This is a genomic window from Faecalicatena contorta, from assembly GCF_021531895.1.
GTDB lineage: Bacteria > Bacillota > Clostridia > Lachnospirales > Lachnospiraceae > JAFBIX01.
Window position 1 is genome coordinate 1 of the sequence record NZ_JAFBIX010000019.1, and the last position, 12,540, is coordinate 12,540.

A 12,540-nucleotide genomic window follows, 5' to 3' on the forward strand; every position below is an offset into this window, starting at 1 on the left:
TCAATGCGAGAGGTATACGGCTTAGATAAAGCATTACGCGAGTAAACTCGCATAAGCGGTTCCCGCAAGTCCGGACAGACGGTTTCCCGTCTGCCGGATTTGCGGTGTTACCGCACAGGAATATTCAACTATTGACAATAGCATCTACCCACATACTGTGCCACCATAATATATCACTGTATTAATCGCCTGGATCATTGTCTTACCTGTATTAATTGAACCCGCAAGAATTAAAACATTCTGCCCTTCCACCATTCGCTTAGTATTATCGCAATTTTAGCATAATAAGTGTGATAATACACTATAAATATGAGAGTTTTTAGATTTTTTCGGTCAGAAATGACACCGACAGCTTTTTCTTCAGATCCATGATAATCGAAAAACGCACATCTCAAATTCATGAGATGTGCGCTAATATAATTCTTATAATTATGTACAATAATTAGTTGTTAATCAACTTATCTTCGCCATTCCAGCTGTACAGCTGTCTGATCTCTTTACCAATCTTCTCAGATGGATGTTCAGCAGCAAGCTTTCTCATAGCCTTGAAATGTACTTGACGTCCTGCAGGTGACATATCAAGCAAGAAGTCTTTTGCAAATGTACCATCCTGGATATCTGCCAGAATCTGCTTCATAGCTTTCTTTGTATCAGCTGTGATAATCTTAGGTCCTGTAATATAATCACCATATTCAGCTGTATTAGAAATAGAATATCTCATTCCTTCAAATCCACTCTGATAGATCAGGTCAACAATCAACTTCATCTCATGGATACATTCAAAATAAGCATTTCTTGGATCATATCCTGCTTCACAAAGTGTCTCAAAACCTGCCTGCATCAATGCACATACACCACCACAAAGAACAGCCTGCTCACCAAAAAGGTCTGTCTCTGTCTCTGTACGGAATGTTGTCTCAAGAAGTCCAGCTCTTGCTCCACCGATTCCAAGACCGTAAGCCATTGCTTTCTCCCATGCTTTTCCTGTGTAATCCTGTTCAACAGCGATCAAGCAAGGAGTTCCCTTTCCAGCCTGATATTCACTTCTTACTGTATGTCCTGGTGCCTTAGGTGCAATCATCGCAACATCAATATTCTTTGGTGGTTTAATACATCCAAAGTGAATGTTGAAACCATGTGCGAACATCAGCATATTGCCTTCCTCAAGGTTCGGCTCTACATCTTTCTTATACATATCAGCCTGTAATTCATCATTAATCAAGATCATGATGATATCAGCCTGTTTAGCTGCTTCTGCTGCTGTAAATACCTGTAATCCCTGTGCTTCAGCTTTTGCCCAAGATTTACTTCCTTCATAAAGACCAATGATAACGTCACATCCAGACTCTTTTAAGTTAAGGGCATGTGCATGTCCCTGGCTTCCGTAACCAATAATTGCAATCTTCTTTCCCTCTAATACTGATAAATTGCAATCTTCCTGATAAAAAATTCTTGCTGCCATTTTGACATTCCTCCTAATTATTATAAATCATTTAATTTTGTATTGTTAAACAAGGGCAGGTATCTGAAGCCACCCTTATTTAAAGGCTTTGTCTTCTCTCGAACATTGTTATAATCGATTAATCAATAATCGTAACATCCTTGATTCCTCGAGATAATCCTGTAATTCCGGTTCTCGCCAATTCCAGGATCTCATATCCGTCGAGCAATTTCAAGAAAGCATCCAGTTTTGACTGATTACCTGTAAGTTCCACCATTAACGATTCCGTCTCAACGTCTACGATCTTAGCACGGAAAATATCTGCCACAGAGATAATCTCCGATCTTTCTGCTGCATTGGCACGAATCTTAACCATGATTAATTCACGATATACGGATTCATCTGGTTTTAACACTTTGATTTCAATGACATCTTCCAATTTCCGAACCTGCTTTTCAATCTGAGACAAAATCAACTCATCTCCAGATGCAACAATGGTAATCCTTGTAAATCTGGGATCCGCAGTCACACCAGCAGTAATACTGTCAATACTGTATCCACGTCTGCTGAAAAGTCCTGCGATGCGGCTTAATACACCCGGATTATTGTCAACCAATAATGAATAAACTCTTTGCATACTGCACCTCTTCCCCATCTTTATTTTAAAAACAGAGTGCGTTCTGTTTTTTTATAATAACAATATCTTCCTGTTTTGTCAAGCGAAACATTAACAATATTTCAAGATATCTTCCACAGATTCTTCAATATAATCTGCACCGGCTTCTTCCAACTCTTCTCTGTTACCAAATCCATAAAGGATTCCCAGGCAATCAATTCCTGCTGTCTTGGCGCCAAATACATCGTGCTCCCTGTCACCAATCATCAAAACAGAGGACTTATCTTTGATCTTACATGCCTCCAGCGCATACTGTATCACTTCTGCTTTCGTTTTTCTTCTGCCATCCAACTCCATTCCCGCCACATAATCAAAATACGGTGTCAGTCGAAAATAATCTATAATTTTTCTGGCATATGGCTCAGGTTTTGAAGTTGCCACTACCAATCTTACATCGGCATTTCTCAGTTTTTTCAGCACTTCTTCCAATCCATCATAGACACGATTCTCAAAGATGCCTTTTTCCTGATAATATTCCCGGAAATAACCAATGGCCTTCCAACACTGTTCGGTTGAAAATTCATATAACTTATGGAACGATATATCCAAAGGCGGTCCTATAAACTCACATAGCTTTGTACGATCCTTTTCTTCAATTCCGAACTTATTCAACGCATATTTTACAGAATTTGTAATACCCTGCTCAGAATCTGTAATTGTCCCATCCAGATCAAAGAAAAAAGTATGATATCTTCTGTTCATATCTGCTCCTTCCAAAACTGTCATGATATCCAAACACCCAAGACTGATTATAATATTTTCCCTCGGTCTGCGCAAGACGTATCTTATATGCCTTCTCAGGTAGTTTCCACATTTCTTTTGAATTCAATATACGTTACAATAAAATAAAGAAAATCCTTCTTAATACAAAAAAAAGCAACATCCTCAAACTCCTCTGGGGCTGTCACCTGATATAATGCATTCTCTAATAATTGCTTCAACTCCTGCCGGATGACCGGTTCATCCTCAATAATCACAATGTGCATTTTTCTCTCCTCGTTCAAAAAGGTACACCACATTTTTCAATTGGGGACGTAGTACTTTTGCAAAGTACTACGTCCCCAGTTAATTATTTCACAAGCAAGCTCTTTCCTGTCATTTCTTTTGGCTGTTCCATTCCCATTAGTTCAATAAGGGTCGGAGCGATGTCTGCCAGACATCCACCTTCTCTTAACTTATAAGCCGGATCAGCATTCACAAGAATAAATGGCACCGGATTGGTCGTATGGGCGGTAAATGGCTCACCTGTCTCATCATCAATTAATTGTTCTGCATTTCCGTGATCTGCACAGATGAACATCTGACCATCTACTTCCTTGACTGCGTTAACTGCTTTACCTACACATTCATCGACTGCTTCGATTGCCTGAATTGCAGCTGCTTCTACACCAGTATGTCCAACCATATCTGGGTTTGCGAAGTTGATGATAATTACATCATATTTGTCAGATTTAATTGCTTCTACAAGTTTATCACACACTTCATATGCGCTCATTTCTGGTTTCAAATCATAAGTTGCTACCTTTGGAGATTTTACCAGAATCCTGTCTTCACCTTCATTTGGCTCTTCCACTCCGCCATTAAAGAAGAATGTTACATGTGCATATTTCTCTGTCTCAGCGATACGTGCCTGTTTTTTGCCATGTGCAGCCAAAAACTGTCCAAAGGTATTCGTGATTTCTTCTTTTACGAAAGCAACCTGTTTATTTTCGATCGTAACATCGTATTCTGTGAAGCAGACAAAAGTTGTCTTGATTCTGTCTCCTCTTTCAAATCCTTGGAAATCATCGTCACAGAAAGTTCTTGTAATCTCTCTTGCACGGTCAGGACGGAAGTTGAAGAAGATAATGGAATCATTATTTTTGATAGTAGCGGTTGGCGCCCCGTCTTTCATGACTACTGTTGGAAGCACGAATTCATCTGTTGTCTCTTTGTCATAAGATGCCTGGATTCCTTCCGGACCACTGACAGCAGTTTCGCCTGTTCCATTTACCAGAGCGCGATATGCCTTTTCCACACGATCCCAGCGGTTATCTCTATCCATTGCATAATAACGCCCCATAACGGTTGCAACTTCACCAACACCTATTTCCCCCATCTTGGCAATCAGCTGTTCCACATACTCTTTACCAGATGCAGGAGGTGTATCACGTCCATCCAGGAAACAGTGAACATATACTTTTTTGATCTCCTGTCTCTTTGCCAACTCTAGCAGTCCATAAATATGCTCATTATGACTGTGTACACCACCATCTGATACCAATCCCATCAAATGCAGTGAAGAATCATTAGCCTTTACATTCTCACATGCTGCAAGAAGTGCAGAATTCTCAAAGAAATCACCATCCTGAATTGCCTTTGTAATCTTAGTAAGATCCTGATAAACAATACGTCCGGCACCCATATTCAGATGTCCAACTTCAGAATTCCCCATCTGTCCATCAGGAAGCCCTACTGCCATTCCACTGGCATTTCCCTTTACAAATGGATACTCTGCCATCAATTTATCCATAACCGGAGTCTTTCCTTCTGCCACAGCATTTCCGGTAGTATTCTCATTCAGTCCATATCCGTCTAAAATCATAAGTACTGTTGGTTTTTTGCTCATTTTATTTCTCCTTTATTCTTCGATTATAAATGTTGAAAATATTCTAATCATCGGACTTTATTTACACAATTTTTCTAACCACACATCCGCAAGTTCTATCCAGCATGCACATTCATCTTGCACACCACTTCCATCTTCCCGCTCTACATGTTTTGTTGCAAGACTCAATCCATGCTCTCCTTCCGGAAAAATATGCAGTTCAACGGGAACATCAGCCCTTCGAAGCGCCATTGTCATCAAAAGGGAATTTTCAACCGGCACCGTCTGATCTTCAGCCGTATGCCATATAAATGTGGGCGGCATTGTATGCGTCACCTGATTCTCCAGAGACATCTGTTCCCTACACAATGCAAACTTATCTCCCAGCAAGTTTTGAAAGCTTTCTATATGTCCGTATCGAACATCTGAAGTAATCACTGGATAACTAAGCATAATTCCTCTAGGCTTTAATTCTTCTGTTGTAAGCCCGGATCTGGAAGCCATAAAATCCTGATTCCAGAAAATCCCGTAACTTGCTGCCAGATGCCCTCCTGCCGAAGATCCCTGGACAAATATTCGTTCCATATCAATATGCCATTCTTTCGCATATTCCCGCAATATCTTCATTACCTGACCCACTTCCAGAATCTGAGTCGGAAATTGTGCAGGTGCAACAGAATAACGAAGCACACAGGCATGATATCCCTCATTCAGAAAATGCATGGCCAAAGGCTCTCCTTCTCTATAGCTGGTCATTTGGTACGCCCCGCCAGGACATATAATGATCATCGGACGCTTTTTTATCTTTATCTTGTCAACCGGGGTATCCAAAATATATGTTTCAAGCTTTGCATAATCCAAAGACCCTTCCGCCCGTATCGGTATCTCTTTATAAATCATAAACGTAATCCTCGCAACCCAAAAATCGTAGGGAGCATATGCTGCACCCTACGACTGATGATATTCTTACTTGTAATTTACGATCTTTCCAAAGTCAGCTTTTAAAGAAGCTCCACCAACAAGACCACCATCAATATCAGCCTGAGCAAATAATTCTGCCGCATTTCCTGCATTTACAGATCCGCCGTACTGGATACGAATTGCTTCAGCGGTAGCTTCGTCATAAATCTCTGCAATACATGCACGAATTCCAGCACAAACTTCTTCTGCCTGTTCTGTTGTAGCTGTCTTACCTGTTCCGATAGCCCAGATTGGCTCATAAGCGATAACTGCTGTCTTAGCCTGATCTGCTGTTACATTCAGGAATCCAACCTTAACCTGCTGACGGATGAAATCCATAGTTACGCCCTGCTCTCTCTGTTCTAATGTCTCGCCACAGCACATAATTGGTGTGATACCATGCTCAAATGCTTTTAACATCTTTTTATTGACTGTCTCATTTGTCTCTGCAAAATATTCTCTTCTTTCAGAATGTCCAAGAACAACATACTTGACACCTGCATCTGTAAGCATTGCTGGAGCAATCTCTCCTGTGTATGCACCTTTTTCTTCAAAATACATATTCTCAGCACCGACCTGAATATTAGAACCTTTACAAGCCTCTACTACAGGGATAATATCAATTGCCGGTACACAAAATACCACATCAACATCTTCACTTGCTACTAATGGTTTTAACTCTTCAACTAATGCAACTGCCTCACTTGGAGTTTTGTTCATTTTCCAGTTGCCTGCTACAATTTTTCTTCTTGCCATTTTCATTCTTCCTCCGAAATTATAAAAATATACATATTCACTAAGTCGCCTTCGGCCTACTTATCATTTGCTGCTGCTACACCTGGCAGTTCTTTTCCTTCCAGGAATTCAAGAGATGCACCACCGCCGGTAGAAATGTGGGTCATCTTATCACCATAACCAAGCTGATTAACTGCAGCTGCAGAATCACCGCCACCAATAATAGTCACTGCATCTGTCTCAGCAAGTGCTTTTGCAACTGCTTCTGTACCGTGTGCAAAATTCGGCATCTCAAAGCAGCCCATTGGTCCATTCCATACAACCGTCTTAGCATCATGTACAGCTTCACTGAAAATCTGCGCTGTCTCAGGTCCGATATCAAGACCTTCCCATCCGTCTGGGATTTCACCACGCTGTACTACTTTAGTATTTGCATCATTGGAGAAATCATCAGCGATAATGTTGTCTACAGGAAGCAGCAATTTTACGCCTTTTTCTTCTGCCTTTTTCAACATATTCAATGCATATTCACAATAATCTTCCTCAAGAAGAGAATTACCTACATTTCCGCCTAATGCTTTGCTAAACGTATAGGACATTCCGCCACCGATGATCAATGTATCTACTTTATCAAGAAGGTTCTCGATAACTGAAATTTTGCTGGACACCTTAGCGCCGCCAAGTATGGCAACAAATGGTCTCTCCGGATTATTAACAGCATTTCCAAGGAAATCAATCTCTTTCTGCATTAAGTAACCTACAACTGCTGTATCCACAAACTTTGTAACACCTACATTAGAGCAGTGTGCACGATGTGCGGTTCCGAATGCATCATTAACAAATACATCACAAAGAGAAGCCAGATCTTTGCTGAAAGCATCACCATTCTTTGTCTCTTCTGCTCTATAACGTGTATTTTCAAGAAGAATTACATCTCCGTCTTTCATAGCTTCAACTGCGGCTTTTGCATTAGGGCCGACAACTTCTGGATCTGCTGCAAATTTCACTTCCTGTCCAAGTAATTCAGACAAGCGGACAGCAACTGGTGCAAGAGATAATTCCGGTTTTGGCTCTCCCTTTGGCTTTCCAAGGTGAGAACAAAGAATAATCTTTCCACCGTCTGCGATTAACTTTTTAATTGTAGGAAGTGCGGCAACAAGACGATTCTCATCTGTAATCTTTCCATCAATAAGCGGTACGTTAAAGTCACATCTTACAAGTACTTTCTGTCCCTTTACATTAATATCGTCTACTGATTTTTTATTAAGCATATGATTTGCCTCCTCAGTTATATTTTAAGGTAACACACCTTAATATTTTCAAAACAACTATTGTAAAAAAGGGTCCGGTCCAATATAAGACCGGACCCTGTGTGAGTCTTAATATTCTGAAATTATGCTAATTCAGAGAAGTATTTGATTGTTCTTACCATCTGGCTTGTGTAAGAATTTTCATTGTCATACCAAGATACAACCTGAACTTCTGTTGTTCCATTGTCTAATGGGCATACCATTGTCTGAGTAGCATCGAATAAAGAACCAAATCTCATTCCTACGATATCACTGGATACGATTTCATCAGTATTGTATCCGAAAGATTCGTTAGATGCTGCTTTCATAGCTGCGTTGATCTCATCAACTGTTACATTTCCTTCAACAACTGCTGTTAAGATTGTTGTAGAACCTGTTGGAGTTGGAACACGCTGAGCAGATCCGATTAATTTACCATTTAATTCTGGGATAACTAATCCGATAGCTTTTGCTGCACCTGTGCTGTTTGGTACAATATTAACTGCTGCAGCACGAGATCTTCTTAAGTCACCTTTTCTCTGTGGTCCGTCAAGTGTCATCTGATCACCTGTGTAAGCATGAATTGTGCACATGATACCAGATTTGATTGGTGCAAGATCATTCAATGCTTTTGCCATTGGTGCAAGGCAGTTTGTTGTACAAGAAGCTGCAGAAATAACTGTATCTTCAGCTGTCAATGTATCATGGTTTACATTATATACAATTGTTGGCAGGTCATTTCCAGCTGGTGCGGAAATAACAACTTTTCTTGCTCCTGCTTTTACATGTGCAGAAGCTTTTTCTTTTGATGTATAGAATCCTGTACATTCAAGAACAACGTCTACTCCGATTTCTCCCCAAGGAAGTTCTTCAGCGTTAGCTTTTGCGTAGATCTTGATTTCTTTTCCATCAACGATGATAGAATCATCTGTTGCTTCTACCTTATCAGCCAAAGCATATTTACCCTGTGAAGAGTCATATTTTAATAAATGTGCAAGCATCTTAGGAGATGTTAAGTCGTTGATTGCTACAACTTCATATCCCTCTGCTCCAAACATCTGTCTGAATGCAAGACGTCCAATACGTCCGAATCCATTAATCGCTACTTTTACTGCCATGATTAATTCCTCCTAAAGTTTGTTTATTAACTGGTTACGCAGTCTAATATTGTGAACTCTTCAACATCTCATCCCAATGACTTTGTTAAAGATTCCTCAACTAGAAATAATTGTACTAAATCTGATACAAAAATTCAAGTGGTTTTCCTTCGCTTTTCCTATTTTTATGGAAGTTGCTTAAAATGAGGCTTTCGTTCAGAAAATTCTGTATAATATTTAAAACCACAATCTTTTAAAATACCAGAAACCTTATCAAAATCATAAGCAATATGTTCCGGCTTGTGTCCATCTGCACCCACGGTAATGATCTCTCCACCCAGTTCTCTGTATCTTTTTAGGATATCAGAATGTGGATGCGCAAACGGCAGACCATATTTTAACCCTGACGTGTTCAATTCAATTCCTTTTCCGTGTTCAATCAGATATTTTAAGATCATATCTATTTCACCTGAAAATTTCTGGTACGAATATTCTTTTTCTCTATTCTCTCCATAACGAATCACATAATCAACATGTCCCAGTACATCAAAATCCTGACACTTCTGGATATCTTCATAAGTCTCTTCAAATGTAATTCTATACGCTTCTTCATCTGTATGATTTTGAAATAATTTTCTTGTTGCCGGATCGGATGTTTCCACCCAATGGACGGATCCAATCACAAAATCAAATGGATAACCGGATACAAATTGACGGTAGTATTCTCCCAAATGAGGGCGCAATCCGAGTTCCACTCCAATTCGCACCTCAATCTGTTCACGATATTTTTCACGAAGCGGACGTAATGTTCTAAAGTACTCTTCTGGTTCAAAGATATCTTCTGGCCCCCATTCCATATTATCTTTATCAAAATGATCTGTGATACATATTGTATTCAATCCTTTGTCAATGGCTCCCTGTATCATTTCTTCTGGTTTCGCATCGGAATCATGTGAAAAATTCGTATGCAAGTGACAATCTGATATCATTACTTTCATTCCTCTCCTATAATTGTTCCACCGCCCAGCACATATTCGCCATCATACAGTACTACAGCCTGACCAGGAGTAATCGCCCTTTGTGGTTCTTCAAACCGGCATAATATCTCATCTTCTCCCGTCTTTTCTACAGTACACCAAGCCCCACGGTGATTGTATCGTATTTTTGCCCAGACTCTTTTTTTCTCAGGGAGATCTTCTTCCGACATGAAATTTATGCGATTGGCTCTTACATAATACGACATAGACTCTTCACTGGTCCCTACTACAACTTCATTCGTTTCTGGACGTATCTCTAAAACAAACACAGGATGTCCCAGCGACAAACCAAGTCCCTTTCTCTGCCCAACCGTATAATGAACAATCCCCTTATGCTGTCCCACTACAGTACCGTCAGACAGAACAAAATTGCCCGGTAAAATCTTCACCCCGGCATTCTCTTCAATATAAGATGCATAATCTCCATCCGGCACAAAACATATATCCTGACTGTCTGGTTTATTCGCAACCTGAAGCTGTAGTTTCTGTGCCATCTCGCGAATCTCACTCTTCGAATAAGCGCCTACCGGCATTAATGTATGCGACAGTTGTTCCTGCGTCAGATTATAAAGAGCATATGTCTGATCTTTTGCATCGGTCGTAGAAGTCTTTAATGCATACCGGCCATTTGGCAATTGATCAATCCTTGCATAATGTCCCGTTGCAATATAATCAGCCCCAATATCCAGACTCCTTTTCAGAAGTGCCTCCCATTTTACATAACGGTTACAGGCAATACAAGGATTCGGTGTTCTTCCATGCAAATATTCATCTACAAAGTAATCGATGACATTCTTTTTAAATTCTTGTCTAAAATTCATGACATAATAAGGAATTTCTAGAGAAGCCGCTACTCTTCGTGCGTCTTCTACCGCACTGAGCCCACAGCAGCCTCCTTGTTCTTCCTGCACACTCTGCTCTTCTTCCTGCCAGATCTGCATCGTCACTCCTATTACATCATACCCCTGTTCTTTTAACAGCCAGGCAGCCACAGAGGAATCGACTCCTCCAGACATTCCAACTACAACTTTTTTCTTTTCCATCATGCATCCTCAGTCTAATACTCCTCTTCTTCTGCTTCTTCGCCTTCATGAATGTCTGATTTTGGCTTTTTTAACCCTTCAATCTCAATTCCATTTTTTTGTGCATAGTCCCACAATGCAGCATGAATCGCTTCTTCTGCCAATAATGAACAATGAACTTTCACCGGCGGGAGGCCATCCAGAGCTTCCATAACTGCTTTATTCGTCACTTTCATTGCTTCCTGGACAGATTTACCTTTCACCATCTCAGTAGCCATACTGCTGGTTGCTACTGCGGCACCACAGCCAAATGTTTTGAATTTTACATCGCGAATAATCTGATTTTCATCAACATCAAGATAGATTCTCATGATATCTCCACATTTTGCATTTCCAACTGTGCCAACTCCGCTGGCATTTTCTATTTCACCCACATTTCTCGGGTGTTCAAAATGATCCATTACTTTTTCTGTATACATGACATTTCTTCCTCCTATGCCTGTTCCTTTTTGATAAAATCTTCATACAATGGAGACATCTCTCTTAGATGACTCACAATTCCTTTTAATGTGTCTACCACATAGTCGATATCTTCTTTTGTGATTTCTTCACTCAAAGTCAATCTCAGAGAACCATGTGCAATTTCATGCGGCAATCCAATTGCTAATAATACATGAGACGGATCCAGAGAACCCGAAGTGCATGCTGACCCACTGGAACCGCAGATTCCCTTCATATCCAGCATAATCAAAAGAGATTCTCCCTCTACGAACTGAAAACTAAAGTTTGCGTTATTTGGAAGGCGATCCGTTCTGTGTCCATTTAATCTACAATATGGGATTTCCTTTAATACACGATCGATCAGATAATCCCGAAGTTCTACTTCTTTGTCTGTTCTTTCCTGCATCGTTGCCACAGCACGTTTTACCGCTGTTCCCAGGCCTACGATTCCCGGAACATTTTCAGTTCCGGCACGGCGCTTTCTCTCCTGCGCTCCGCCATGTACAAACGAACGAATCTTTACGCCTGTACGTATATATAAGAATCCGATTCCTTTCGGGCCATTTAATTTGTGTCCACTGGAACTCAACATATCGATATGACATTCATCTACATTAATCGGAACCTGTCCAAACGCCTGAACTGCATCTGTATGGAACAAAATTCCATGTTCATGCGCAATCTCACCGATTTCTTTGATTGGCTGGATAGTTCCAATCTCATTGTTGGCAAACATAACCGATATTAAAATGGTTGTAGGGCGGATTGCTGCTTTCAGATCATCCAACTTGACTTTTCCATTCTCATCTACATCCAGATAGGTAACCTCAAATCCTCTTTTTTCGAGATATTCCCCTGTATGAAGAATTGCGTGATGCTCTATCTTTGTTGTAATGATATGATTGCCCTTTCCAGAATAAGCCTCTGCTGTTGCTTTTAACGCCCAGTTGTCTGATTCCGATCCGCCAGCGGTAAAATAAATCTCATTACTTTTTGCACCTAACGCCTCGGCAATAATATCTCTCTGTTGATTAATGACTTCCTTATTTCCTGCCGCGAAACTATATACACTGGAAGGATTACCAAACTTTTCAGTAAAATATGGAAGCATTGCCTCTACTACCTCCGGTGCTGTTTTCGTTGTTGCTGCATTATCCAAATAGATTAATTTATCCATGGTTTTTCCTCCATTCAT

The 12,540-nt window shown here is 40.3% G+C and carries 13 protein-coding genes; all 13 read right to left on the reverse strand.

Annotated features, from left to right (window positions below; genetic code table 11):
* Positions 1-442: 442 nt before the first annotated feature.
* The gene (gene ilvC / locus JQM81_RS08715; protein WP_235233125.1) at positions 443-1,462 is read right to left on the reverse strand and encodes a ketol-acid reductoisomerase; all 1,020 of its coding nucleotides are present in this window, start codon (positions 1,460-1,462) and stop codon (positions 443-445) included.
* A 118-nt stretch (positions 1,463-1,580) separates the two neighbouring features.
* The gene (gene ilvN / locus JQM81_RS08720; protein ID WP_235233126.1) at positions 1,581-2,078 is read right to left on the reverse strand and encodes an acetolactate synthase small subunit; all 498 of its coding nucleotides are present in this window, start codon (positions 2,076-2,078) and stop codon (positions 1,581-1,583) included.
* 90 nt (positions 2,079-2,168) lie between these two features.
* Positions 2,169-2,819 (reverse strand): HAD family hydrolase, encoded by a 651-nt coding sequence (locus tag JQM81_RS08725; protein WP_235233127.1) that lies wholly within the window; start codon positions 2,817-2,819, stop codon positions 2,169-2,171.
* A gap of 95 nt (positions 2,820-2,914) precedes the next feature.
* On the reverse strand, positions 2,915-3,103 hold the full coding sequence (locus JQM81_RS13680) for a hypothetical protein (RefSeq protein WP_328282609.1): 189 nt from the start codon (positions 3,101-3,103) through the stop codon (positions 2,915-2,917).
* 83 nt (positions 3,104-3,186) lie between these two features.
* A complete protein-coding gene (gene gpmI / locus JQM81_RS08735; RefSeq protein ID WP_235233128.1) occupies positions 3,187-4,725 on the reverse strand; it encodes a 2,3-bisphosphoglycerate-independent phosphoglycerate mutase in 1,539 nt (512 codons plus the stop codon).
* 57 nt (positions 4,726-4,782) lie between these two features.
* Complete coding sequence (locus JQM81_RS08740; RefSeq protein ID WP_235233129.1) at positions 4,783-5,604, reverse strand: alpha/beta hydrolase; 822 nt, start codon at positions 5,602-5,604, stop codon at positions 4,783-4,785.
* Between the two features lie 66 nt (positions 5,605-5,670).
* Complete coding sequence (gene tpiA, locus JQM81_RS08745; RefSeq protein WP_235233130.1) at positions 5,671-6,420, reverse strand: triose-phosphate isomerase; 750 nt, start codon at positions 6,418-6,420, stop codon at positions 5,671-5,673.
* A 56-nt stretch (positions 6,421-6,476) separates the two neighbouring features.
* Complete coding sequence (locus tag JQM81_RS08750) at positions 6,477-7,670, reverse strand: phosphoglycerate kinase (protein ID WP_235233131.1); 1,194 nt, start codon at positions 7,668-7,670, stop codon at positions 6,477-6,479.
* Between the two features lie 122 nt (positions 7,671-7,792).
* On the reverse strand, positions 7,793-8,806 hold the full coding sequence (gene gap, locus JQM81_RS08755) for a type I glyceraldehyde-3-phosphate dehydrogenase (RefSeq protein WP_235233132.1): 1,014 nt from the start codon (positions 8,804-8,806) through the stop codon (positions 7,793-7,795).
* Positions 8,807-8,970: 164 nt separating this feature from the next.
* A complete protein-coding gene (locus tag JQM81_RS08760; protein WP_235233187.1) occupies positions 8,971-9,774 on the reverse strand; it encodes a histidinol-phosphatase HisJ family protein in 804 nt (267 codons plus the stop codon).
* 5 nt (positions 9,775-9,779) lie between these two features.
* Positions 9,780-10,865 (reverse strand): tRNA 2-thiouridine(34) synthase MnmA, encoded by a 1,086-nt coding sequence (gene mnmA / locus JQM81_RS08765; RefSeq protein WP_235233133.1) that lies wholly within the window; start codon positions 10,863-10,865, stop codon positions 9,780-9,782.
* Positions 10,866-10,879: 14 nt separating this feature from the next.
* Positions 10,880-11,323, reverse strand: a complete 444-nt coding sequence (nifU, locus tag JQM81_RS08770) for a Fe-S cluster assembly scaffold protein NifU (RefSeq protein ID WP_235233134.1) — start codon at positions 11,321-11,323, stop codon at positions 10,880-10,882.
* A 14-nt stretch (positions 11,324-11,337) separates the two neighbouring features.
* Complete coding sequence (gene nifS, locus JQM81_RS08775; RefSeq protein ID WP_235233135.1) at positions 11,338-12,522, reverse strand: cysteine desulfurase NifS; 1,185 nt, start codon at positions 12,520-12,522, stop codon at positions 11,338-11,340.
* Positions 12,523-12,540 lie beyond the last annotated feature (18 nt).